This window comes from Segetibacter sp. 3557_3 (genome assembly GCF_004354985.1).
GTDB lineage: Bacteria > Bacteroidota > Bacteroidia > Chitinophagales > Chitinophagaceae > Segetibacter.
Genome location: NZ_SMSK01000013.1, coordinates 39832 through 64272 on the forward strand (window position 1 = coordinate 39832; position 24441 = coordinate 64272).

The 24441-nt window shown below is 46.4% G+C and carries 21 protein-coding genes; 14 read left to right on the forward strand and 7 right to left on the reverse strand.

Annotation, left to right across the window (positions count from 1 at the left end; translation table 11 throughout):
• The first annotated feature begins 58 nt into the window (after positions 1-58).
• From EXU57_RS17355 to mutL, 6 genes are all read left to right on the forward strand, one after another.
• Positions 59-1849, forward strand: a complete 1791-nt coding sequence (locus EXU57_RS17355) for a DUF885 domain-containing protein (protein ID WP_243745636.1) — start codon at positions 59-61, stop codon at positions 1847-1849.
• Between the two features lie 256 nt (positions 1850-2105).
• Positions 2106-3173, forward strand: a complete 1068-nt coding sequence (locus tag EXU57_RS17360) for a glycosyltransferase (protein ID WP_133269511.1) — start codon at positions 2106-2108, stop codon at positions 3171-3173.
• Between the two features lie 49 nt (positions 3174-3222).
• Positions 3223-3573, forward strand: a complete 351-nt coding sequence (gene gldC, locus EXU57_RS17365; RefSeq protein WP_133269512.1) for a gliding motility protein GldC — start codon at positions 3223-3225, stop codon at positions 3571-3573.
• Between the two features lie 47 nt (positions 3574-3620).
• Positions 3621-4076: a GatB/YqeY domain-containing protein gene (locus EXU57_RS17370; RefSeq protein WP_133269513.1), complete on the forward strand. Its 456-nt coding sequence runs from the start codon at positions 3621-3623 to the stop codon at positions 4074-4076.
• Positions 4077-4134: 58 nt separating this feature from the next.
• Positions 4135-4671 (forward strand): CvpA family protein, encoded by a 537-nt coding sequence (locus EXU57_RS17375; protein WP_133269514.1) that lies wholly within the window; start codon positions 4135-4137, stop codon positions 4669-4671.
• A gap of 138 nt (positions 4672-4809) precedes the next feature.
• Positions 4810-6681 carry a DNA mismatch repair endonuclease MutL gene (gene mutL, locus EXU57_RS17380; RefSeq protein WP_133269515.1) on the forward strand — a complete coding sequence of 624 codons (1872 nt, stop codon included), beginning with the start codon at positions 4810-4812 and terminating at the stop codon, positions 6679-6681.
• A gap of 71 nt (positions 6682-6752) precedes the next feature.
• Here mutL and EXU57_RS17385 read toward each other — a convergent pair whose 3' ends face one another.
• The gene (locus EXU57_RS17385; protein ID WP_165958189.1) at positions 6753-8081 is read right to left on the reverse strand and encodes a D-alanyl-D-alanine carboxypeptidase/D-alanyl-D-alanine-endopeptidase; all 1329 of its coding nucleotides are present in this window, start codon (positions 8079-8081) and stop codon (positions 6753-6755) included.
• Positions 8082-8334: 253 nt separating this feature from the next.
• On the opposite strand from EXU57_RS17385, the gene EXU57_RS17395 reads away from it, so the two are divergent.
• A complete protein-coding gene (locus tag EXU57_RS17395; RefSeq protein ID WP_133269517.1) occupies positions 8335-8886 on the forward strand; it encodes a hypothetical protein in 552 nt (183 codons plus the stop codon).
• 10 nt (positions 8887-8896) lie between these two features.
• Here the strand turns inward: EXU57_RS17395 and EXU57_RS17400 are convergent, their stop codons facing one another.
• Both EXU57_RS17400 and EXU57_RS17405 read right to left on the reverse strand, forming a co-directional pair.
• Entirely contained in the window at positions 8897-10453 is a 1557-nt protein-coding gene (locus EXU57_RS17400) for a peptide MFS transporter (protein ID WP_133269518.1), read from the reverse strand.
• Between the two features lie 254 nt (positions 10454-10707).
• The gene (locus EXU57_RS17405) at positions 10708-12501 is read right to left on the reverse strand and encodes a peptide MFS transporter (RefSeq protein ID WP_133269519.1); all 1794 of its coding nucleotides are present in this window, start codon (positions 12499-12501) and stop codon (positions 10708-10710) included.
• 152 nt (positions 12502-12653) lie between these two features.
• Here EXU57_RS17405 and purD point away from each other — a divergent pair, with 152 nt between their 5' ends.
• From purD to EXU57_RS17440, 7 genes are all read left to right on the forward strand, one after another.
• Positions 12654-13961, forward strand: a complete 1308-nt coding sequence (gene purD / locus EXU57_RS17410) for a phosphoribosylamine--glycine ligase (protein ID WP_133269520.1) — start codon at positions 12654-12656, stop codon at positions 13959-13961.
• A 440-nt stretch (positions 13962-14401) separates the two neighbouring features.
• Positions 14402-15427 carry a rod shape-determining protein gene (locus EXU57_RS17415; RefSeq protein WP_133269521.1) on the forward strand — a complete coding sequence of 342 codons (1026 nt, stop codon included), beginning with the start codon at positions 14402-14404 and terminating at the stop codon, positions 15425-15427.
• A gap of 101 nt (positions 15428-15528) precedes the next feature.
• Positions 15529-16380: a rod shape-determining protein MreC gene (gene mreC / locus EXU57_RS17420; RefSeq protein WP_133269522.1), complete on the forward strand. Its 852-nt coding sequence runs from the start codon at positions 15529-15531 to the stop codon at positions 16378-16380.
• Positions 16377-16910 carry a rod shape-determining protein MreD gene (locus tag EXU57_RS17425; RefSeq protein WP_133269523.1) on the forward strand — a complete coding sequence of 178 codons (534 nt, stop codon included), beginning with the start codon at positions 16377-16379 and terminating at the stop codon, positions 16908-16910. The genes mreC and EXU57_RS17425 overlap by 4 nt, the downstream gene beginning before the upstream one ends.
• 450 nt (positions 16911-17360) lie before the next feature.
• Entirely contained in the window at positions 17361-19433 is a 2073-nt protein-coding gene (gene mrdA / locus EXU57_RS17430; RefSeq protein WP_133269524.1) for a penicillin-binding protein 2, read from the forward strand.
• Positions 19430-20782, forward strand: a complete 1353-nt coding sequence (gene rodA, locus EXU57_RS17435) for a rod shape-determining protein RodA (protein ID WP_133269525.1) — start codon at positions 19430-19432, stop codon at positions 20780-20782. The genes mrdA and rodA overlap by 4 nt, the downstream gene beginning before the upstream one ends.
• 31 nt (positions 20783-20813) lie before the next feature.
• On the forward strand, positions 20814-21554 hold the full coding sequence (locus tag EXU57_RS17440) for an MBL fold metallo-hydrolase (RefSeq protein ID WP_133269526.1): 741 nt from the start codon (positions 20814-20816) through the stop codon (positions 21552-21554).
• Between the two features lie 99 nt (positions 21555-21653).
• On the opposite strand, the gene EXU57_RS17445 is transcribed toward EXU57_RS17440, so the two are convergent.
• The 4 genes from EXU57_RS17445 to EXU57_RS17460 form a co-directional block, all read right to left on the reverse strand.
• Positions 21654-22070, reverse strand: coding sequence for a hypothetical protein (locus EXU57_RS17445; RefSeq protein WP_133269527.1), 417 nt, complete (start codon positions 22068-22070; stop codon positions 21654-21656).
• Positions 22063-22785 carry a hypothetical protein gene (locus EXU57_RS17450; protein ID WP_133269528.1) on the reverse strand — a complete coding sequence of 241 codons (723 nt, stop codon included), beginning with the start codon at positions 22783-22785 and terminating at the stop codon, positions 22063-22065. The genes EXU57_RS17445 and EXU57_RS17450 overlap by 8 nt, the downstream gene beginning before the upstream one ends.
• Before the next feature lie 30 nt (positions 22786-22815).
• Positions 22816-23361, reverse strand: coding sequence for an RNA polymerase sigma factor (locus EXU57_RS17455; protein ID WP_133269529.1), 546 nt, complete (start codon positions 23359-23361; stop codon positions 22816-22818).
• Between the two features lie 321 nt (positions 23362-23682).
• Complete coding sequence (locus EXU57_RS17460) at positions 23683-24432, reverse strand: polysaccharide deacetylase family protein (RefSeq protein WP_133269530.1); 750 nt, start codon at positions 24430-24432, stop codon at positions 23683-23685.
• Positions 24433-24441 lie beyond the last annotated feature (9 nt).

A 24441-nucleotide genomic window follows, 5' to 3' on the forward strand; every position in this document is an offset into this window, starting at 1 on the left:
CATTTTTGTATGTCTTCTCTTGACACTAATCTATTTGCAATAACTCCCATTGAAACACATGTTTACAATGCTCCAGCCCACTAAGGTTTTCTCATTCGCCGCTTTGCTCATGCTAATCTCATTTGGATGCAAGCTAAGCCACACCAATCCACAAAAAGAACCTAACAAAGAACTGGCTGCCCTGTTTGATCGGTATTACGAGGAGCGCCTTGAATTGTTCCCCCTTGAGGCAACATCGATCGGCGATCCGCGCTACAATAACCTGCTGCCTGCCGACTTTACGGACAGCTATCGTCAAAAACTGCGTGCGTTCTACGACCGTTACCGCGTGTTCGTTAGTAAATACGATCGCGAAAACCTGGGTGCTCAGGACCAGATCAGCTACGATATTTTTAAAAGAGAAATGGAGATCAACCTTGAAGGCCTTTCCTTTAAAGATAACCTGGTACCATTTAACCAGTTTTATGCACTTCCACTCAGTATGGGACAGCTTGGCAGTGGTACCGGCAACCAGCCTTTTAAAACAGTTAAGGATTACGAGGACTGGCTGATGAGGGTAGCCCTGTTTTCGGCATGGAGCGACAGCGCAATCATTTACTTTAAAAGAGGGGTTCGCGAGAATGTAGTACTGCCCGCTGCATTGGTGAAGAAGATGATACCTCAGCTTGACGAGATCAGTACGTCTACCAGCTTGTTTTTGGCGCCGGTACAAAAATTTCCCGAGGGCATAAATGCTGCTGACCGGCAGCGGTTAACAACATTGTACCAGCAAGCGGTTGCCGGCCAGCTTATGCCTGCATACAAGCGCCTGGCAGCCTATCTTAAAAACGAATACCTGCAAAGTGCCAGGGCAACCTCCGGTGCCGGCGACCTTCCTGACGGTTCCAAATTCTATAGCTACCTGGTTCGCCAACAAACAACAACGGATCAATCGCCGGAGGAAATCTACCAGACCGGGCTTCGGGAAGTTGCAAGGATCAGGCGATTGATGGACAGCGTAAAAACTTCGGTAAACTACCCCGGCGACCTGCCCGCATTTTTTGAGCTTATGAAATCAGACAAACTTTTTACGCCTTATAAAACCCCGGCTCAGGTACTCGCGGCTTTCGACTCGATACACCGCACAATGCAGCCCAACCTCAACAAGATGTTTACGCTGGTGCCAAAAACCCCGTTCGAAATCAGGCAAACAGAAGCCTTCAGGGCTGCAAGCGCAAGTGCAGAATACAACCAGGGTTCCCCGGATGGTACGAGACCAGGTATTTTCTATGTGCCCATTCTCGATGCTACCACGTTTAACACCACATCGGGGATGGAGTCATTGTTTCTTCATGAAGCGATACCCGGTCATCATTACCAGATTTCGTTGCAGCAGGAGGACTCCACTTTGCCGAAGTTCAGGCGTTTTGGCGGCAACAACGCCTATATCGAAGGTTGGGCACTTTACTGTGAGTCGCTAGGGAAAGAACTGGGGCTTTATACTGATCCGTACCAGTACATGGGTGCATTGGGGGATGAAATGCACCGGGCGATCAGGCTGGTTGTAGACGTAGCCATTCATTCGAAAGGCATGACACGTGAAGAGGCAATTCAATACATGATGGCAAACGAGGCAATCAGCGAACAGGGTGCAACGGCAGAAATAGAACGTTATATGGCGATACCTGCACAGGCATTGGGCTATAAAGTTGGTGCGCTAAAGATTCGCGAACTAAGAAGCAAATACGAAGCAAGTCTTGGCGAAAAGTTCCGGCTTCCGGATTTTCACTCCCAAGTATTAAAGGATGGGGCAATGCCGCTGCAGGTGTTGGAAGCGAAACTGAACACATGGGCAGACAAAATGAAATAACATGGGTCAGCCCAATGTACCTGGGTATGTAGAGTCATTTGCCTGGTAAGCGCATCGCCGCCTGAAATTATACCGTACAAGAGTGCGACGCAACGGCCGCCACCACAAGGCTCAACTGCCTGGTCCATAAAGAAAATGGTTTTTTGGTGTACAACCTTATTCCGCCGACCGCTTGTCGTTGCAATTGCAGGTGAATAAGCGGTATGCAGTACCTGAGCAATTCGCAAAGCTTTCCGGTGCTCCCTAACTTTGCGCCATGCGCATAGCTGTAGATGGCCGGAGTTTCTCCCACCCGGATGGAGGATTTGAACAATACTTACTGGATATTATCCAGGCATTGAGCGAGGATCACCCGTCGGACGAGTTTAACATTATCGTGGATACCCGCAGGGAATACTCCCTGGCACGGAAGAACCTAAAAACGACTTATTTGCCACCCGGAAAACTTGGTAAGCTGAGTCGTTACTGGTGGGAGCGTATCCGGCTGCCGAAATTGCTCAAAACACTTGGGGCATCGGTGCTTATACAACCGGCGAAAAGTAAGCTGCTAAAACTGCAGATACCCGTTGTTTTGGTTGTGCCCGATGTAGATGCAATCATACAAAATAAGGTGCTGGCAAAAAAGGGTATGAACGCACTGAGCGTGGTGGTTTTTTCCACACCAGCTGAAGCAACGTGCAAGCAGTATTATGGTGAGGCTACTACAACCATACTCCCTGCAGGGGCTCCATCCCATTTTGCGCCGGTCGAATGGGAAGAAAAAGAGCATATAAAGCAACAGTTTGCAGATGGGTTCGAGTACTTTCTATTTTTCGCAAGTGGCAATTCGGCGAAAACCGACCTGCTGAACGTGCTTAAGGCATTTTCGCTTTTTAAGCTACGACAACGCACCAATATGAAGCTGGTGATTCACGGCTTTGGTCCCGACGAACCGCTGGAGGAATTAAAAAGATATAAGTTCAGGGAAGGTGTTCGGGTCGTTGGCCCGCTGGCTTCGGAACAGCGCGCCAAGTTAATTGCGGGCGCCTATGCTTTTTTGCCCGCAGGAAAGCGCTTGATGGTTCCGATGATTGAAGCCTTACACTGCGGGGTACCCGTATTAACCCCGGCAACGGACGAAGCTGTAGAATTGCTTGGGTCGGCAATGCTAGCGACCCCATTGCAAGACCCGGCCGATATTGCCGCACAACTAAAGCGCATATTTTTAGATGAGGACCTGCGCAGCCGCCTGGTAAGTGCGGCGGCGGACCGGGCACACGCCCTAAGCTGGAACAATACCAGGCAAAAAATGTGGGAGGTGATTAGTAAGGCTGTTCTACAATAACCTTCTTATTTTTGCGCGCTCATATAAAGCAATCTGTAAATATATTTTTATGCAAACGTCCACGATCACGATCGATATACAATTGGATCCCGATAAAGTACCCCAACAAATTTCCTGGAAAGCAACAGACAGCACCGCCGATATGGCGCAGAAGGCCAAAGCAATGATGGTTTCTTTTTGGGATGGTGCTGATAAAGCTGCCCTGCGTATTGACCTTTGGACAAAAGACATGATGGTTGATGAAATGGCTGACTTTTACTATCAGACGATGATGACGATGGCCGATACCTTTAACCGTGCGACCAAACAAACCGCACTCGTTGAAGAAATGAAGGAGTTTGCAAAAGAATTTTACCGGAAGTTCAGGGAAAACCAGCTTGCAACCAACAAGCTCCAGTAATCGCTAAAGAACCGGGCAGTTAACCGGTAATCAAATCAATACATGTTATGAGCCTCGAGCAAAAAGTTATGGATCGCATGAAAGATGCGATGAAATCGAAGGACGAAGTTGCTTTACGTAGCCTTCGTGCCATTAAAGCAGCAATCATTCTTGCAAAAACCGCGGAAGGAGCGAAAGGCGAAATGAGCGAGGAAGAGGAAACCAGGATGCTGCAAAAACTGGTTAAGCAAAGAAAGGACAGCCTGGACATATACCAGCAGCAGAACAGAACCGATCTTGCTGAAAAAGAAGAACAGGAGATTGCGGTTATTGGGCAGTTCTTACCCCAGCAAATGAGCCCTGAAGAACTTAAAGCTGAACTACAGGCAATCATAGCTGCAAACGGAGCGTCTACCCCTGCCGACATGGGCAAAATTATGGGGCTTGCAACCAAATCGCTGGCGGGGAAAGCCGAAGGAAAGGCCATATCGGCAATGGTAAAAGAAATTTTGGCCGGCAAGTAGTGATCAGCCATTTTTGGAACCGTAAACAAAGGGCAATAAACTATAAGGCAGCAATTGAATGATCGTTGATATTATATTCCTTTGTTTAATGGTAATAGCCGTTTTTAAAGGCTTTACAAAGGGCCTGATCGTTGCCGTATTCTCGCTAATCTCTTTACTGATTGGACTTGCGGCTGCGCTTCGGCTTTCGGCAATATTCGCCGCTTACCTGCAAGAGCATACCAGCCTTACCGGTAAATGGTTACCCTTCCTGGCATTTATTATCATTTTCATTGCTGTGGCCCTGGTGGTGCGTATGCTGGCCAAAATGCTAAAGGGGGCGGTTAGCCTGGCTATGCTCGGCTGGGTAGACACGATCGGCGGAATACTTTTATACGCCCTGCTTTACACTTTTATTTATAGTGTAGTGCTCTTTTTTGGCACTCAGCTAAACGTGATCGGACCCAAAATGCAGTCTGAATCCACCACCTATTCCTATATCGTACCCTGGGGCCCCAGAGTAATTAGTACCATGGGGGTAATAATGCCCTGGTTCAAAAACGTTTTTGAAGACCTTCAGCTTTTCTTTGGTAATGCAACCCGGGAAACGGTGTAGCAGACCTGGACCGCGAACAAAGCCTATTGGTCCAGCGCGCTTCGCCTGAAAAGCGCCTCGATTTAACACATTGGAATCATGCCCCCGGAGAAATGCGCGGGGATAATGTTATTTTGCAGCGTTAAACTGCAGGAACCCGTGCCGGACATCATACAACTTTTGCCAGATAATATTGCGAACCAGATTGCTGCGGGCGAGGTTATTCAACGCCCTGCAAGTGCGGTAAAAGAGCTGCTCGAAAATGCGGTTGACGCTGGTGCAACCATCATCAAGCTGGTGGTTACTGATGCCGGTAAAAACCTGATCCAGGTAATTGATAATGGCAAGGGCATGAGCGAAACCGATGCCCGGATGAGCTTTGAGCGTCATGCAACCAGCAAGATCTCCAACATCGACGACCTGTTTCATATCAAAACCATGGGGTTCAGGGGAGAGGCGCTTGCTTCCATTGCCGCGGTGGCCCAGGTGGAGATAAAAACAAAGAGAGCCGAAGACGAGCTCGGTACCTTCATAGAAATTGAGAACAGTGCCGTAATAAGGCAGGAGCCCTGCGCCACACAAACCGGCACCATTATCTGCATGAAGAACTTGTTCTTCAATGTTCCGGCTCGTAGAAACTTCCTGAAAAGCAATGCCGCTGAAATGCGGCATATCGTTGATGAATTTATCCGGGTCGCCATGGCGTTCCCCGAAGTATTCTTCTCTTTAACCAGTAATGGCCAGCAGGTATTTCACCTCGAAGCGGGAAGCCTGAAACAGCGGCTGATACAGATCTTAGGTACCCACTACAATACCAGGCTGGTAAACGTTAAGGAAGATACCGACTACATGAATGTTTATGGCTTTGTTGGTAAGCCCGAAACGGCAAAAAAAACCCGTGGCGACCAGTACTTTTTTGTAAACAACCGGTTTATCAAAAGCGCATACCTGAACCATGCGGTGATGAACGCGTTTGATGAAATGATTGCCCGGGATAGTTTCCCGATGTACGTTTTGTTTATCGATGTTGATCCATCACAGATTGATATCAACGTTCATCCCACCAAGCAGGAGATCAAATTTGAAGACGAGAAAGTGATCTATGCATTTGTTCAGGCAGCGGTAAAGCATGCACTTGCCCAGTTTAGTATCGCCCCTTCACTCGATTTTTCGTTGAATGCCGATATTCAGTCGCTGGAAGCAGTAAACAGGCCTGCAACCAATGAAACATTGAACAATGTTACCTCCTCCAACCTGTTTAAAACCTTTGTTCAAAAAAACCAGGCGCACAAAATTGACCCGGTAAATAAATCGGAGCTTAACCATTGGCGCGACTTCTACGAACCCTCGGGCAAACCGCTGCAGCCTTTGGCCCCGGATCAAACTACCGACGCGGGGCAAACATCGTTTGAACACGAAGTGATCACGGGGCCTGCACTACAACGCGGAAGTCATGTGCTCATTACAGATGTTGCCTTTACCCAAATACAACAGGCCTACATACTTGCCTGCACCACTAATGGATTTATCTTAATCCACCAGCAGCAGGCACACGAGCGGGTTTTATACGATCGTTATAGCCAGGCCATCAATGGTAAGAGTATGCCTACCCAGCAAAGCCTCTTTCCGTCGACGATCGAACTTGGAGCCGGTGATACGATACTCATGCAGGAATTACTTCCCGACCTGCATACCCTCGGATACCTGATCGAACCTTTTGGCCTGAACACTTTTGTTGTGCAGGGAACCCCCGCAGACATCATACAGGGTAATGAGAAAATGGCCATAGAAATGCTGCTGGAGCAATACAAACATTTTAGCAGTGATATCAAGTTCAGCCGAAGGGAACGTCTTGTGCGTTGCATAGCGCGCCAGCAGGCCATACGCCCGGGCCAATCTTTATCGCAGCGAGAAATGACTACACTCGTAAACGAACTCTTTGCCTCCACCACCCCCAACACTACGCCAAACGGAACCCCCACGTACATCGAGTTTAAAAATGATTACCTCGACCGTATGTTTGGCAAATAGCTGCATAATCTCGAGTGGGGGATAGCCTTCTTGTATAAGCAGTTCATAGGTAATCGCCTTTGTAACGCCTCTTAGTAGCGTTCAATAATGGAAGTTATCAGCCGTTCAATGCCACGACGAATACTGCTTGCGGGCACCTGCTGATTGTTTACGAGTACGGAGAAGATTAGCGGCCTGTTTTTCCGGGTAAAGATGATACCGCTTAATGCAACGTGGTTACTCAGGGTGCCGGTTTTCGCATATATTCTGCCATTATATGCCTGGTAAAGGCTGCTTAGGGTTCCTTCACCCCCTGTCGGCAAAATGTTTTTCACCCGCTCCATGCCAAAGTCATCTTTCATCTTGTTCAGCAACCATATAAAATCCTGGGGGGTAAAAAGATTGTAGCGGCTAAGGCCAGAGCCATCCATCCATTTCGGAGATTGTGGCAATCCGGCATAATCCGTTTTCAATAGCGTATCAATAACCTTCCGGTCATCCATCCTGCCCAACCTGTTCTGGCTCACCATCAGCAGGGTTTGTTCGGCAAAGAAGTTATCGCTGCGGTGCATCATAATAGAGAGCAGCGAATCTGTAGGCTGTGAAAAAAGCGGTTTGAGTCCGTCCTCCGCTAGTGCTTCTGTGCGGCGGACTACTTTTTTATGTATGGTGTCGGCCAGGTAACGGCTTGCGAAAGCACCCTTTTCCATGGCAAGGGTTATTGTTTTGCGCGGCGCGATCGTGCCCTGTCCGTTTAATACCGAAAAGAAGTGTCCTCCTGGGTTGCGGCTGATGTTCCAGGGCTGGCCGGCTGAGGGAATACCAACAATTGCCTGGTTCAACAACTGCGGTACTGCATGCACGCTGTCGCCTTCAAAAACAAAGGTTGCGATGTTGCCATACATCGGAAAAGGGTCCCGTTCAGCCATGTACTCTTCTGCGTAATCATCCCATGCCCATCCTCTCCCCAGGGGTTCCGAAGCAAAAGGGGTGTAAAGTTCAACCCCCGTGATCCGGTCTTGTTTTAAATAATCCATCAGCGGTTGACGCTTAAAATCCGGGTGTAAAAAGGTGGGATCGCCGGTTGCCTGCAACAATACCTCGTCGTCATTTTCCTGGTACAGGGCAGCCAGTATGCTATCCCCTAAATATTTCATTGCAGCATAACAGGTAAAGAGTTTGGTGTTACTCGCCGGAATAAAGTATTTGTCGCCGTCATGATTGTAAAGGTATTTTCGTGTCGAGGGGTCGTAAACGCTGATGCCAATATGTGCGCCCTTGAAGCTGCTGTCGTTGAGCAGGTACGCAGATGCTTTCTTGTGCAGGAAACGATTTGGCGAACAGGAAAACAGGGTGCCTGCCAGTGCAAAGAGCAGTGCCGCAAGCAGGATTTTTGAGGAAAGTGTTTTATCGCGAGTCATGAATGCTAAACGTAAGTTTTTATGAAGTAAGAACATTATTATGAATTACCTGCAAAGGCAATGTATATGTTCTGTTCAGCAGTAATCCTGTAACCAGCGGGCGGAGGAATAACCCGGGATTGAATGGTAATTCCGGTTGCCCATCTTTGCCATTACAATCAGAACAACAGCATCTTCAGCAGAACGGGCATTATTTACATACTATTAACGAACGGTTAAATGATTGCTATTGCACCTGCCCTACCTTTCAAAAATGAAACAACCACTACTCCTGCTTTTTTTTACCTGCTTTACATTTACCCTGTTTGCACAGCAGGGTGATTTTATCGTCATTAAAAAACGGGGGCGTACGGTAAAGAGTTTTTTTTCCGGAGCAGAGGTAAGCTTTCAGATGAATAACGGGGAGTGGTTCCAGGGCAAAATAGCAAACATAAAAAACGACTCTTTATTTTTCAGGCAACAGATCGTTCGACAGGTGCCAACGCCCTGGGGGGTGCCGCGCCTTGATACCATGACAACCGGAGTTCGCAGGGTTTACTTTAAAGACATCCGCGCCATTCCGAAAAAACATGAGTCGTTTTCCTATGTAAAAGATGGAACCGTTTTCATCATGGCGGGCGCGGGGTATCTCCTGTTAAACGTCATTAATAGTGCTTACCTGCACTATGCAGTCTTTGGCGACGATAACCTGCCAAAAGTGTTAGGCGCTACCGGTGTGCTGGCCACAGGGCTCGCCCTTAAAAAGTTGCATAAAGATTATATCGTACTTGGTCGAAAATATGCGATCGATTATATAAAAATGTAAGTCTATACGGCTAAACGTTCACGGGTTTATCCAGCGCATCTTTTACGGTAACAGTTGAAATCCTGGTATCGTCAGTCATATTACCCATCCACTTCCTGATCACCGGGGACAGAAACATCAATATCACGCCAATAAGTATAGAACCCTGGGCAATCTTTAAGAGGATGTCGGCATAGTAAGGCAGAGAGGTCACGGGATTGTTTGCAGCTGCAACTTCCGCGGGAACACTCATCATCGATCCGATCTTGCCGGCGAGGAATTCTCCAATGGCGCTCGCGAAAAACCATATCCCCATCATCATCGAAACAATTTTCACAGGGGATAGCTTGGTGACCATCGAAAGCCCGATTGGCGACAGGCACATCTCGCCACAGATGATAAAAAAGTACCCGCCTACAAAAGAAAACATCGAGATCAATCCACCATTTGCATTTTTGCATCCGAGGTAGAACACATAAAACCCAATTCCCATCAACAGGAACGAAAATGCAAACTTGAACGGGGTTGAAGGCTCTTTACCCTTCTTATTTAACCATGGCCAGAGCCAGGCAAAAATAAAACTGCAGATCACTACCCAACCCGGCGGTAGAAAGTTGTTTACCGAAAGTGGTGGAAGGTTCATCCCGCCCACGTTCATGTCAACATTGCGCATTGCAAACAGGTTTAGCGAGCCCGCATTTTGCTCGTAAAAAGCCCAGAACAGGGTCGAGGAAATGATCATGACAAGTGCAGCGAACAACTTGAATTTTGCGGCTGCTTCAAGGCTGAAAGCAATATACAATACGTAAGCAAGCGATAGCCCACCCAATCCGAACATAATAAAATCCATCACCTCATATTGGTTAAACAGGGCCACTACCATCGGAACCACGAGCAGGGTTCCTCCATAAATAAGGTATTCGTTGGTTATAAATCCAAACCGTGGTTTCTTTAGTGCTGCCTCATTTGGCGGCAGTCCCTTTTCCAGCAACGATTTCTTGCCGATCGCAAAAACAATAAGTCCTACAATCATAAAAAGCCCGGCAAGTCCAAAGCCATAATGCCAGTTGATCCGTTGTCCAACATAACCGCAAAGCAGTCCACCGAGTGCGGCGCCAACATTAATGCCCATGTAAAAAATGGAGAATGCGCTGTCTTTTCTTGGGTCATTGTTCGAGTAAAGTGTACCAACAAGACTCGAGATATTGGGTTTAAAGAAGCCGTTGCCACAAATGATGAATGCCATCCCATAAAAAAAACTCCAGCCCTGCGGTATGGCAAGTACCAGGTGACCAATTACCATTAACACCCCACCAAACAGTACTGCCCGGCGATATCCGAGAAACCGGTCTGCCATCATCCCGCCAAACATCGGCATGGTATACACCAGTGCCGCATACGACCCAAGGATCGCATAACCTTTTGGCTCGTCAAACTTCAGTTGGGTCACCATGTACGCGAGCAGTAGCGCTTTCATTCCATAGAAGGAAAAGCGCTCCCACATTTCCGCAAAAAACAGCATGTACAATTGCCGGGGATGTTTCTTCGTGGTCAACTCCGGTTGTGGCGCAGATTCGGTCAGATCCATAGTTCTTGTTTGTCGGTTAATAATTGTAATCAGCAGAAAAATAAGGGAACCGTTATTTACACAAACAGCACTTAGCCTGCTTGAAGTTTTTTTTGGTGACCAGCGATATCTTTCATGGCGGCAGTTGTTGTGTCACTCACTTGTACGGTTGGTTTTTCATGGCAGCCCGAACATCCTTCCAAATTAAAAGCAGTCACGATAACATGACTGCTCATAAGTTTTGCAATTGTCGATTTAAAAAAACCTCTATATCCTTATTTCACCCCGTGCATCATCTTTTTGAGTATCGGGGTAATTGCATAAAGAATTATAGATGCCGCACCACAAAGAATTACAAACACCATAAAAAACTCAAATAGGTTATGTATTGTAAATCCGGCAAAGTGCGGGTAAGTTGTAGCGATTTTTCGCTCTGAAAGAAAAGCGAGTTGCTCGCTTGTTGCGGTAGTGGTACCATCCAGTATGCCCTGCAGGTTGATGCCTTTTTCAGAAGCTGCGGTATACTTGTCGGTGGTTGGCGGCAATAAGGCGCCAAGCGTACCGGTTAAGGCATATCCTGCTGCATTACTCAGGAACCATACACCCATAAGCAGCGAAGCAAAGCGCCTGGGCGCCAGCTTTGCCACGAGTGAAAGCCCGATAGGGGAGAGGCAAAGTTCACCCCAGGTATGCAAGAGGTATAATACAATCAGCCAGATTACCCCAAGTTTGCCGCTTGTGCCAAGGTCTTTAACCTGCATGGCGATGATAAAGTAGCCAAGTGCAATTAATGCAAGGCCGATAGCTTGCTTTACAGGAGAAATGGGTTCCATGTTTTTTCGTTGCATCCATAGCCACAATGCACTAAATGGAAGGGCGAAGATGATTACGAAAAAACCGTTGAAGTTCTGAACCATGCTCGGCGGCATTTTCCATCCAAGGATACGGGTATCGGTTTGGTTGTCAGCAATAAAGGTGAGCGACGAACCTGCCTGCTCGAATGCTGCCCAAAAGAAGATCACAAAAAAAGCTACGATGTACAGCACCAGTATCCGCTGGGTTTCTACCCGGGTAAGCGACTTATCGGTAAGGATAAATATGGCAAGGCTCAGGCCCGACGCATAAATAAATGGGTAAACAAAGGTCTTTATGGGGGAAAGGGCAAGCGCCTTGAAGTAGCCGCCTATCCCGGGTTCGGTAATGGGCATTGCGGTAGAATCCCAGGCGAGGTATTGAAACAGGAAGTAAAAGCCAACTACGAGTGCGCCCAGGATCATAACAGCCTGCCTCGTAAACTTGGCGCTTGTTGCTTCATCCTGGTTACTTAAACTATGATTTGGTTTCCCGCCAATGGCAGCACCTGTTGGTGTTACTACATATTTGTTTTTCAGAAACCAGAAAGTGATTGTGCCAATCAGCATGGCAATACCGGCAGCAAGAAAACCCCACTTAAATGCGCCAAGATCGCGTACCGTTCTTTCCACCCCATTTACCACCATTACTACTTCGCGGTCGCCAAGTAGCGGACAAATGGTTTGACCAAGCAGGGCACCCACGTTGATGCCCATATAAAAAATGGTAAACGCAGAGTCAAGTTTGCTTTTTTGTTCTGCAGGGTAAAGCGACCCTACCATAGAGGAGATGTTCGGCTTGAAAAAGCCGTTTCCGAAAATGATCACCAACAGTGCAAACCACATCAGGGATTTCGACAAGTCGAGGTTGGTAGAAAAGATGCTTGCACTCCCAAAAAGAAACAGTTGTCCTACTGCCATGGTAAGGCCACCAAGAATGATACAGTTGCGGTTACCCAGGTATTTGTCGGCAATGTATCCACCGAGCATCGGCGTCAGGTAAGAAAGACCAAGAAAGCCACCATAAATGATTGAAGCTTCCTGTTCACCCATCAGCAACGCATTTGCAAGAAAGAGGGTAAGAATTGCCCTCATGCCATAAAAGTTGAAGCGTTCCCACATCTCCGTCGCGAATAAAACCCGTAAGCCTTTTGGATGACCTTTTTGTGCCGTGGCGTTGGCTAGGATCGCTTCGTCAGCTGCACTTACATTGCTCATATATAACTGTTTCGTTCTTGATTGGTGAAAAGGTTTTAAACCTGAAAATAGGATAATTTCCCTTTAGTTCGTGTTTGCAGGCACCTAATGTGTATGCGAGGTAAATAGTTTTTACATTCGTCCCATATTTTAATAAGTATTAACCAGATTATATGAAGATCTTATTGCTGGGCTCAGGTGGTCGGGAGCATGCACTTGCCTGGAAGATGAAGCAAAGCCCGTTATGCAATGAGCTATTTATAGCGCCGGGCAATGCGGGCACATCCGAAGTAGGAGAAAATGTCGCGATCAGCTCGTCGGACTTCGCTGCAATCCGCTCGTTCTGTATCGACCGGCAAATTGACTGTGTTGTGGTTGGCCCTGAAGAACCCCTGGTGAAAGGCATTTACGACTACCTTACCCAGGACGAAGAAAGTTCAAATCAGTCGTGGAAGGGAATCGTAATCGGCCCATCTGCCGCAGCTGCGCGGCTGGAAGGAAGTAAGGCTTTTTCCAAACACTTTATGCAGCGACATAATATTCCCACTGCCGGCTATGCTGAATTCGACGAATACAATTATGCAGCCGGCAAGATGTATATCGCTGAGCATTCGTTGCCGGTTGTGCTAAAAGCCGACGGCCTTGCTGCAGGAAAAGGGGTTATCATTTGCGAAACCCATGAGCATGCGTCAGCGGCTTTCGAGGAGATGATCAAAGGAAAGCAGTTTGGTGATGCGTCGTCAAAAGTAGTAGTCGAAGAATTTTTGCAGGGCATAGAGCTAAGTGTATTTGTACTCACCGACGGTGCTGATTACCAGGTGATCGGCCATGCCAAGGATTATAAAAGGATTGGCGAAGGCGACCTGGGTCTTAATACCGGGGGCATGGGTTGTGTTAGCCCGGTTCCATTTGCAGACAGTGCTTTTATGAAGAAAGTAGAGGAACGGATTATTAGGCCAACGATCAGGGGCCTGCATACGGAGGGGATGGTTTATAAGGGTTTTATATTTATCGGCTTGATGAATAACAATGGCGAACCTTATGTTATCGAGTACAACTGCAGGATGGGTGATCCCGAAACAGAAGTGGTGATGCCCCGGTTGAAGAACGACCTGCTGGAACTTTTCCTGGCGGTAGACAACAATACGCTCGACCATATTCAGATCAGCTACGACGACCGGTGTGTTGCAACGGTTGTTGCAGTCAGCGGTGGCTACCCCGGCGAGTATCAGAAAGGAATAGCCATTTCAATTCAACCTTCCGCTGGCAGGGAAACATTGTCGGAAGGTGTCATGATTTTTCATGCAGGTACCGCTTTGCAAAACGGCAACCTCGTAACAAATGGCGGGAGGGTGCTTGCCGTGACTTCGGTCGGCGAAACCATAACCAAAGCTGTACAACAATCCGTAGCGGCAATGCAGGAAATATCATTTGAGGGCATGTATTACAGAAGCGACATTGGTTACGAGTTCAAGGATTAATATCATTTTAATCATGGGCGTTTACAAGACTTTAACAATTGGTGTTGAAGTTGATTTGCTTCTTTGTGTTGATTTTTTGTGGTGAGAATAAGCGTTTTCTTTCTGGTAACACAATTAAGTTTAGCTTTCCGGGTAGTGTAGTTTATGTTTGCTGACATTCCGGAAAACCCGTGGCTACCATCCTCATTATTCGCAGCAGTACATATTACAAAATTTGGTACCGGAAGCGAATGCCAGTATTCTTTTGAATCATTTGTCTTGTCCTTTAGCTATGATAATGTGCGGTTTATAGATGCAATTGTTAACATCAGATGTGCAAACCAAACTGTTGTTCACATTCACTAAAAGCAGCTCTATCCGCGATTTCTCTACTTTGTTAATTCGGATTATTTCTTACAACTTTGCACGCATTACATTAAATAGCAGACTCAATAATATAAATGGGACTTTTCAACTGGTTTACACAGGAAATTGCAATGGACCTTGGTACCGCCAATACCTTGATCATCCATAACGAGGAAGTGGTGGTGAATGAGCCTTCTATAATTGCGCTTGATCGTAATAATCTTAAAACAGTAATCGCTGTGGGCAAACGTGCATTAATGATGCACGAAAAAACCCATGAAAGTATTCGAACCATTCGTCCGCTGAAAGATGGTGTAATCGCAGATTTTAATGCTGCTGAACTCATGATACGGGAAATGATCAAAATGATCTACCCTAAGAAGCCATTGTTTCCGCCAAGCTGGAGGATGATGATATGTATTCCATCGAGCATTACAGAGGTTGAAAAACGTGCGGTTCGCGACAGTGCTGAGCAGGCGGGAGCAAAAGAAGTATACCTGTTGCATGAGCCTATGGCAGCGGCATTGGGTATTGGTATCGACGTTGAAGAACCGGTGGGCAATATGATCATTGATATCGGGGGAGGAACAACAGGGATCACTGTTATCGCGCTTGCCGGTATCGTGTGCGACCAGAGTATCCGTATTGCGGGCGATGAATTTACAGCTGACATCATGGAGGCGCTACGCCGGTACCACAGCTTGTTGATTGGTGAAAGAACGGCTGAACAGATCAAGATACAAATTGGCGCTGCCATGAAAGATCTTGACAATCCACCCGACGACATCCCGGTTAACGGACGCGACCTTGTAACCGGTATTCCTAAACAGATTATTGTCAGCTACCAGGAAGTAGCCGAAGCGCTGGATAAAAGTATTTTCAAGATTGAAGAGGCTATCCTAAAGGCCCTTGAAACAACACCACCCGAATTGGCATCGGATATCTATCGCCGCGGGCTGTACCTCACAGGTGGTGGAGCCTTGCTGAGGGGACTTGATAAACGCTTGAGTCAAAAGATTAAACTTCCTGTTCACGTAGCCGACGATCCGTTAAAAAGCGTGGTCAGGGGAACGGGTATTGCGCTGAAAAACTACAATCGTTTTCCATTTATTATGCGCTAACATTGGCGGGCTAGCCCGAATGCAGGTTGTTTAAAACGTATTTCCTACAAATTATAAAAATAACAGTCGTTCCCCGGTAAGGAAAGGCAGGGAGGGGTTTAATGAAAAACATATTTCTCTTCATCAGAAGATATTTCAATTTTCTCTTCTTCCTGGTGTTGCAGATTGTTTCTCTATCCTTCCTGGTCACCTACAACAAAACGCAGGAAGCAGTTTATTCGAATTTCGCCAACGAGATTACCGGCAGGGTAAATACCCAGTACAACAAGGTTCAATATTACTTTCAGCTTAAAGAAACAAACCGGCAGCTATCGGACGAAAATGCCCGTTTGCGGAACATGCTTGCCGCAAACTTCGAGGGCCCTGATACTTCTATTGCCAAAGGTATAGACACTCTTACGCGCGATACTACCGGACGTATACGAAAGTTCATCTGGTTGCCGGCGAAGGTTGTTGGTAATAGCTATTCTTCGGCAATGAACTATTTAACCCTTCACCGGGGCGGATTACAGGGGGTAAAGAAAAACATGGCCGTTGTCGGGCCTGAAGGCGTGGTCGGGACTGTGATTGACGTTTCTGATAACTACAGCCGTGTAATGAGTTTGTTGCACACCAACAGCCGCGTCAGTTCTATGCTTTTAAAGGGGAAAATAGCCGGCAGCGTTGAGTGGGATGGTACAGATCCACGTTTTCTCACCTTACGAAACATTCCACGTAGCATTGAAATCAAGAAGGGTGATTCCGTTGTTACCAGCACTTATTCCGCCAACTTTCCTTCGAATATAATGGTGGGTACTATTTATGATTTCAAACCCGATGGCAGTACCAACTCTTACCTGATCCGGTTAAGGGCAGCAACAAATTTTTACAGCATTCAATACGTAAACCTGGTCGAAAACATTCAGTGGGAAGAACAACGCAAACTGGAGGCTACCCCTGTTAAAAACCAATGAGCCCGTTTTTTAAATATACCATCCGCTTCATACTTTTCATACTGTTCCAGGTGTATATCCTGAACAATATACCTCCGTTACACAGGTTCATTACACCTTACCTGTACTTCCTTTTTATACTCTGGCTGCCATTTACCATTTCGCGTACACTACTTACGATGTTGTCGTTTGTTTTTGGTCTTACGCTTGACTACTTTACCGGAACACCGGGTTTGCATGCTGCGCCTTGTGTGCTGATCGGCTACCTGCGCCCATTCCTGATCAACCTGTTGATTTCGCAGGAAGGTGCCGAACTTAACTACGCTGAACCATCTATAAAAAGCATGGGCTGGGCACCATATGCCTTATACGTACTTGTATTTACATTTATCCACCACTTTTACCTGGTATTGATCGAGTGGATGCAATTCGGAACTTTCATTTATTTTCTTGGCAAAGTTGCCGCGACTACAGGAATAAGTTTTCTCATGATCTTTATCACCGACCTCCTGTTTTTCCGCAAACAAAAGTTTAGGACCAACACCGCGTAACAAGCCTGCAGCGTTTGTTAAAATAACCAGTGTCCAATATTTTATCGCAGCGTTCTAACCGCCGCCCTTGTCATTGAAAATACATTATTGATAGCGGATACCTGGTAGAACTTCCGACCCTGGTGTTCCTACTCTTCATTGCACAAAGCAGCGTCGTGTGGGTAAACCCTGCTGCGGATTGCTGCAGCAGTACAAGTGTGCGACGCAACGATGACCGGCTCTGAAAAAATGCCCGGCTCAAAAAAAAAGTTCAAGGGTATCACTACGCTATCGCCCGGGATCGGGACTAAAGGGGTTTTCTTTTGCGGCGATATGCCTGTAAACTCACCGTTGATAAAACATACTAACAATTGTTTATTAAACCTGGAGAATTTACCTGGCAAAATCGAATAACAAACTGCAAATTTGTACAAATAATTTCTAAAAAAGTAGTAAAACAGAACGGGCAAAATGCCGGTATTCAATCAATCGCGGAGTAGGGTTATTCAACTCATTTTTATCATCGTTTTCCTGGTGATTGTTGGGCAGCTTTTTAACCTTCAAATTCTTTCGAGCAAATACACAGAACTGGCGCTGGACAATGCAGTAGCCAAGAAAATCGTATACCCGAGCAGGGGTATCATCTATGACCGCAAACACCGGGCAATCCTTGATAACATTTCGAAGTTTGACTTTATTGTTACGCCAAACCAGGTAAAGGGAATCGACACTTTTTCTCTTTGTACAATTCTCGGGATTGATACGACAGAATTCAGGAAACGCATTGTAAACTGCATTACAAAAAATGGGAGGTACAGGCCAAGTGTATTTGAACCGTTGGTGTCGCCGCAGGTTCAGGCGCAGCTGGATGAGAACATGTACAAGTTTCCCGGCTTTTACCTGAGTGAGCGCCCAATACGTTCTTATCCCTACAAGGTGGCTGCACACGTACTGGGCTATGTGGGGGAAGTGGATACCACGATCATCCGCAAATCGGGTAACTTTTACCAGATGGGAGACTATGTGGGCCGCACAGGTTTGGAGGCAAGTTATGAGAAGGTATTAATGGGTCAGCGCGGGGTGAAGTTCCTGATCAAAGACAATAAAAATCGTATACAAGGGCCTTACGAGGGCGGTGTTCTCGATACTGCTTCGCTTGCGGGGCGTAACCTTTACAGTAGTCTTGATATTGAACTGCAACAGCTTGCAGAGCAGTTGATGAACAGCAAGATCGGGGGTCTTGTTGCCATAAACCCGAAGACAGGTGGTATACTGGCAATGGCTTCCGGACCCTCATTTGATCCGAACGACCTTGCTGGTGCGATGTTCCGGAAAAATTATGGACGGATGGTTATGGATACTGCCCGACCGCTTTATAACCGTGCTATCAAAGGTCAGTACCCGCCGGGCTCTACCTTTAAGCCGATTGGTGGTTTGATCGCGCTTGATGAAGGTTTGATTACGCCTGCCTATGGTTATCCCTGCGGCGGAGCGTATTATGCTTGTAGTCGCGCAGTAAAGTGTACCCACGCAGGTCACGGACATGCCGCAACCTTGCGCGCAGCAATCGCCAACTCCTGTAACTCTTACTTCGTTAACGTATTCAGGATGGCGATTGATAATCCCAAATACCAGAGCCCCCACAAAGGTTACCTGAAATGGAAAGAGTATATGAATGCTTTCGGGCTTGGTGTACGCCTGGGTGTAGACCTGCCAAGTGAGGACAGGGCAAGCGTGCCGGACACCAGTGGTTACAACCGCGATTATGGAAACCCCAACTGGAACAGCTGTTTTATGCAAACGCTTGGAATAGGCCAGGACCGGATGACTGCAACCCCAATACAGATGGCAAACGCGATGTGTATCATTGCAAATAAGGGCTACTACTATACTCCGCACTTTGTAGATAGCATCCAGGGAGAGTCTGCTGAAGATACCGTACTTGCAAAATACCGGATTAAACATAGCCCGCTGCACATCAGCGACGACTCATATGAAGCCATTCACGCGGGCATGAATGATGTAACGGTTTATGGTACGGCGGTATCCGCAAAAATTGATGGGATTGACCTTTGCGCCAAAACAGGTACCGCACAAAATCCGCACGGTAAAAACCACTCCATATTTGTAGCTTTTGCACCCCGCCAGGATCCTAAAATTGCGATGGCGGTAGTCGTTGAAAACTCAGGATATGGAGGAACATGGGCCGGCCCGATCACTTCGTTGATGATTGAAAAGTACCTTAATGATACGATTGCAGAAAAGAGAAAGCCTCTGCTGAAACGGATTTCTGAGGCCGACCTAATCCCATCTGCAATCAAGCACTGGTACTACGTGAAAGACAGTCTGAGGAGAGTAAGGCTTGCAAAAGAGGTAAATGAAAATACCCCGATAGAGGCTTCGCCGGTTGTTCCAAGGAAAACGACTTTTGATCCGGACGCTGAACCAAATCGCCGCGACACCGGCTCAGGTGAGGACCCCCGCAAATTTTACATGAACCTGCCTGGCGAAATAAGGGTTAAAAAAGATACTGCCAAGCTATGAGAACACGAAATGACTCAATGTCGAAGGGTATAGACTGGTTGATGATCTGGCTCTATGCCGCCCTTGTGACCATAGGCTTGCTGATGATTTTTGCAAACGAATACAAGGAAGGTGAAAGTTACTTGCAACCGATTATCAACCAGTCAAAGGACTATGGAAAGCAAGCTTTGTGGATCGGTATCTGCGCTGTTCTCGCAACGTTTATCCTGTTAACCGATAGTAAGTTCTTCACGGCTACGGCAAATCTCATGTATGGCCTCGGTATTTTGCTGTGTATCCTGGCGTTGGTGATTGGTACTGAGGTAAAGGGTTCTAAATCCTGGATTGTGTTGGGCGGATTGCGACTACAGCCCTCGGAGCTCTGTAAGGTATTTACCTGCCTTGCACTTGCTAAGTACATCAGCCGGCAGGATACTGATTTTACGAAAATGAAAGCGCAGCTTATTGGTGGAGCAATCGCCCTTGCTCCGGCTTTCATCACGATCGCTCAAAATGAAACCGGCCTTGCGCTGGTTTACTTTTCATTTTTCCTGGTAATGTACCGTGAAGGTTTGCCTCCCTTTATTTTAATTGCCGGCGCCTCAGTAGCGGTGCTCCTGATATTATCGCTTATACTGTCTGTGCAAACGCTGATGATCACTTTCGCGGTGATTGCCTTACTTGTACTGTGGTTGATGCGACGACAGCTGAAACGAAACCGGATGTTGGTCTGGATCGTTGTAGGGGTTTGGGGATTAAGTTCTTTTATTTCGGCTGTGGCGGTGCCATATGGCATCAACACATTGATGAAACCCTACCAAAGGGATCGTATTTACAGCCTGGTAGGAAAGCTGTATGTGCCCCAAAATCCCGAGGAGCTAGCGGAGTTAGAAAAGGTGAAGGCAAAAAGCAGGGGTAAGTCCCAGAACCAAAGTGAATACAACGTTATCCAGTCGAAAATCGCCATTGGATCTGGCCGTTTGACCGGTAAGGGATACCTGAAAGGCACGCAAACCCGCTACGACTTTGTGCCTGAACAGCGAACCGACTTTATTTTTTGTACCATTGGCGAGGGATTCGGTTTTCTTGGGAGCCTGGTGTTCCTGAGTCTTTATGCGCTGTTATTGTTTCGCATCATTATCATCGCAGAACGACAGCGCAGCACCTTCAGCAGGGTTTACGCTTATGGCGTAGGCAGCATCTACTTTTTCCATATTGCCATTAATATTTGTATGACGATAGGCCTTGCCCCGGTAATCGGGATACCGCTTCCCCTGATCAGCTATGGTGGCTCATCGTTGCTTACCTTCACCATGTTGCTCTTTATCCTGATCAGGCTTGATGCCGACCGCCAGATGGTTCTCAGGTAGCTACAAAGAACGACTACCCTAAAATAGATGAATGAAAATATGTCCGCTTTCCGAAGGAGCATTTTCTGTTGACAAGTCCAAAGTTTTTGTTCCTTTTGAAAAAGGTACAGATGATATCCAGCAGCGGGCTGCAGGCAGCCTTCTCGTGGAGGTACAACCATTTGCGGTTGTTACCGGTAGAGATGTCCTTGTAATCGATGCCGGACTGGGCTTTTCTGAAGGTGGAGAACTCCAGATACATAAGAATTTGAGGGCTAATGGAATTGAACCGTCAACAGTTACTAAAGTGTTGATGAGCCATTTGCATAAAGATCATTCCGGAGGGGTAAGTGTAAAAGATCGATTGGGTAATTCGCGGCTTTCATTTGAGAATGCTACCTATTATGTTCAGGAAAAGGAGTTGCAGTTTGCGTTAGATACCGGTTTTCCGTCGTTTATAACAGATGAGCTTACTATACTAAAGGACCATCCTTCCGTTAAAATGATTGATGGAGATGGCGCAATTAATGAGTCGATCCGGTTTGAGGTTTCCGGCGGGCACTCACCTTTCCACCAGGTGTTCTGGATAACGGAAAATAATGAAATTGCTTTTTTTGGCGGAGACGTGGCGCCACAATACCAGCAAATGAAAAGCCGTTTTGCGGCAAAGTATGACTATGATGGAAAAAGGTGTATGGAGTTACGCAAAGAATGGTGGGAAAAAGGTCAGGCCGAGAGATGGCAATTTATGTTTTACCATGATATAAAAACACCTGTTTGGCCGCACCTGTAGCGTAAGCTACGCCATAAATGACATAAAAAAGGCCCGCCCTAAAAAGAGCCGGCCGTTGCTAACCTATGAAAAACACCTAGTTCAAATCAGGTTGAAATATTATAGTTGTGAATCTTTTGACTTGGATCTTTGCTTGTTCTGCCTTCTGGCTTGTTCGTTTCTAAGCATCGTCCGGAAACTTCGCTCAGCTTTGAAAACGCCATTTACCCTTTTATCGTCCACTAAAATCTTCTTGAAGGAGATCCTATATTTCTTGCGAATGTTTAAAACGGTTTCTTCCCATTCCAGTTCATCCTTATGCGCCTGACGTGCTTTCTTTAACTCTGAACGATAGCTTTGATAAACCGGCCAAAATCCTTGTGCTTCCTCGCTTGTGAGCGATAACTGTTTAGTAACGTAGGCGGCAAATAATGCTTCAGCCCTATTATTCCTAACGGGTTGTGCAAAACAAAAGTAATTAATGTTTCCACAAATCAAAATGAATAGAAACAATTTTTTCATATATTGATTATCCATCAGTGTTAGTTTCACCCGGTAACGGGTTTTCTTTTAAGTACTCCTGAATGTCTTCTGCCGGTATTTCCTGCAGGTTTCCTTTTATATCAGTGTCGCCGTTTGCTGCCGCGTTGAGCGCACTTGCTTCCGGCGTAGTTTGTGTAACCAGGAACTCATCGATTTCACTTTCAGATAGTTGTTGCACATCAACCGGGTTGAAGTTAATGACCCTGGCAGATTGGGATTCTTTACTGTTGTGTTGTTGACCATCGTTTAAGTAGGTTACCCCTGCAATCGCTAACAACCCGGTAATTACAGCGGCGGCCATATAGCGGGTAAGTTTTTTCATAGAATGCACGACTGCCGGTTTTCGCCTGCCCGGGTTGATGGTTTCCATTGCATTCAACCCTTTGAAATACCCATCGGGAACAGAATAGACCGGGGCTTTAGAGATACCGCGAATGATGGGAGTATCTGCAAGCTCATCTGGTTGATCGTCAACTGCTTCATTTTCGCGGATCTTTCTAAGTATTTGCAAAGGAAGGGTGTTGAAGTAGCCCTCCGGAACACTAAAAGGCACTTCAGGAAGTTGAGTTACTTCCTGAAGTTTGTTGAGTATGCTGGTTTGAAGTTCTCCAAAGTAGCCGTCCGGAACCCTGTATACATTCCTCTTAGGCACCCGCGCGAGCACAGGTGCGATTTGAAGGAGTTCAGCGTTTAAGTTCTCAGCGTTCATAGTTCTACGACAATTTTGCCGTCGGTGAGTTTAATTTTTAGTGATGTATTCTTCGATCTTTTTTGCCGCATGATGATAGCTGGCCTTTAAGGCTCCTTCGCTGGTATCCAGGATCCGGCTCATTTCCTCATATGGCATTTCGTCGTAGTACCTCAGGTTGAAAACCAGTCTTTGTTTTTCAGGAAGCTGCTGTATTCCTAGTTGCAGTTTCCATTCCAGTTTATTTGCATCAAAGCCTTCATCGGCTTTTATCTTATTGCTCAAGCCATTTTCATCGTCACTAAAGCTCGTTGTTTTTCTTCTTTTTTGCTGATCAAGGAATGTAAGGCTTTCATTGGTAGCTATCCGGTATAACCAGGTATACAGCTGGCTGTCTTCCCGAAAGTTGTCGAGCCCTTTCCAAACCTTAATGAACAGGTTTTGCAGAATGTCATTTGCATCTTCATGTTCAATAACCATTCTTCGGATATGCCAATACAGCTTCTCCTGGTACTTTGTCAGAATAGCTGTAAACGCCTTTTCTCGGGTTAAGGGCTGTCGGAACTGGTGTAATAATTCCTTGTCTTCGGGTAACATGCAGTTTTGGAGTTAGGGATTTGGCTGGTATTACAACCAGGGATATATTTGAGAAACCCTTGTAAAGTTCCACTTTGGATCTGTTTAAATGGACCCCCGCCGGTTGCATTGCCGTCTCAATTCCTATCGCCCGGCAGGCCCCATCGGAAGCATTCAGATAACTCCCTTTGTGTTAAGTTTAATCCTTAAACGTTAAAACCGGAAGAACTCAGCAAATACATGGGTACTAAAGTAACTGACGCTAAATGCCGGTTAAATCATGGGTGGTGGTTGATAATCGCTATTTAAGCAATTGGCACTTCTAAGAGGGCTTCATGTGACTCATCTTGACAATTCGGAAATGGTACAGAAGCTCATTTTGAGCGAATGGGCTTCTTCGATCAGCGCCCTCAATTTGTAAACCGGCAATTGCATTTTGAGGGTGTCAGTCCCGATATGATGCGCTACGAACACTGCGCAAGCATTACCAGACTTGGCGTTTCTAACCAGCTGCAACAATTGACTGAGAGGGCGTTTGCTTGACTCATCTATACCAAGACCGTAGATAATCCTGTTTTCGCACCCCGTCACCAGACTCTTCGCAAGGTTTGTTGTGCCGTTTAATGCCCTTACGCTCTTGAAGTATTTACCCAATTCATTATCGAGCAATGCGGTATGCTTGCCGTAAGGATAAGCAAACGTTTTAGGATAAAACCCATCAGCGTTCATTTTTTCCAAGCCTGCTAAAATCTCGCATTTGATAAGTTTATCCATGCTGGCATTATTGAGGTACTGCTTCAAATCAAAATGATTGGTACTATGAAAAGCTATTTCATGTCCCTTTTGTTGGAGGTGTTTGAGCTTCAACTTTTGTGCACTACTGAACCGGTGATAGCTTGAAATGTAAAAGGTTGCTTTTACTCCAAAAGAATCAAGTAAGGGTAAGCAGGCATACCATTCATCGATATAGGTATCATCGAATGTAAGCGCAATACCTGGTCTATCTACATGCCCATTTTTGACACTGTCTTTTGTGCATCCGACATAGAACATCCATACAAGTAGTAGTAACCCCCAGGTTTGTAGCTTCATTGCTATTCA

Coding starts and splice junctions, on each gene's coding strand:
- EXU57_RS17355 (WP_243745636.1), top strand. CDS start 59: ATGTTTACAATGCTCCAGCCCACTAAGGTTTTCTCATTCGCCGCTTTG.
- EXU57_RS17360 (WP_133269511.1), top strand. CDS start 2,106: ATGCGCATAGCTGTAGATGGCCGGAGTTTCTCCCACCCGGATGGAGGA.
- gldC (WP_133269512.1), top strand. CDS start 3,223: ATGCAAACGTCCACGATCACGATCGATATACAATTGGATCCCGATAAA.
- EXU57_RS17370 (WP_133269513.1), top strand. CDS start 3,621: ATGAGCCTCGAGCAAAAAGTTATGGATCGCATGAAAGATGCGATGAAA.
- EXU57_RS17375 (WP_133269514.1), top strand. CDS start 4,135: ATGATCGTTGATATTATATTCCTTTGTTTAATGGTAATAGCCGTTTTT.
- EXU57_RS17385 (WP_165958189.1), bottom strand. CDS start 8,081: ATGACTCGCGATAAAACACTTTCCTCAAAAATCCTGCTTGCGGCACTG.
- EXU57_RS17395 (WP_133269517.1), top strand. CDS start 8,335: ATGAAACAACCACTACTCCTGCTTTTTTTTACCTGCTTTACATTTACC.
- EXU57_RS17400 (WP_133269518.1), bottom strand. CDS start 10,453: ATGGATCTGACCGAATCTGCGCCACAACCGGAGTTGACCACGAAGAAA.
- EXU57_RS17405 (WP_133269519.1), bottom strand. CDS start 12,501: ATGAGCAATGTAAGTGCAGCTGACGAAGCGATCCTAGCCAACGCCACG.
- purD (WP_133269520.1), top strand. CDS start 12,654: ATGAAGATCTTATTGCTGGGCTCAGGTGGTCGGGAGCATGCACTTGCC.
- EXU57_RS17415 (WP_133269521.1), top strand. CDS start 14,402: ATGGGACTTTTCAACTGGTTTACACAGGAAATTGCAATGGACCTTGGT.
- mreC (WP_133269522.1), top strand. CDS start 15,529: ATGAAAAACATATTTCTCTTCATCAGAAGATATTTCAATTTTCTCTTC.
- EXU57_RS17425 (WP_133269523.1), top strand. CDS start 16,377: ATGAGCCCGTTTTTTAAATATACCATCCGCTTCATACTTTTCATACTG.
- mrdA (WP_133269524.1), top strand. CDS start 17,361: ATGCCGGTATTCAATCAATCGCGGAGTAGGGTTATTCAACTCATTTTT.
- rodA (WP_133269525.1), top strand. CDS start 19,430: ATGAGAACACGAAATGACTCAATGTCGAAGGGTATAGACTGGTTGATG.
- EXU57_RS17440 (WP_133269526.1), top strand. CDS start 20,814: ATGAAAATATGTCCGCTTTCCGAAGGAGCATTTTCTGTTGACAAGTCC.
- EXU57_RS17445 (WP_133269527.1), bottom strand. CDS start 22,070: ATGGATAATCAATATATGAAAAAATTGTTTCTATTCATTTTGATTTGT.
- EXU57_RS17450 (WP_133269528.1), bottom strand. CDS start 22,785: ATGAACGCTGAGAACTTAAACGCTGAACTCCTTCAAATCGCACCTGTG.
- EXU57_RS17455 (WP_133269529.1), bottom strand. CDS start 23,361: ATGTTACCCGAAGACAAGGAATTATTACACCAGTTCCGACAGCCCTTA.
- EXU57_RS17460 (WP_133269530.1), bottom strand. CDS start 24,432: ATGAAGCTACAAACCTGGGGGTTACTACTACTTGTATGGATGTTCTAT.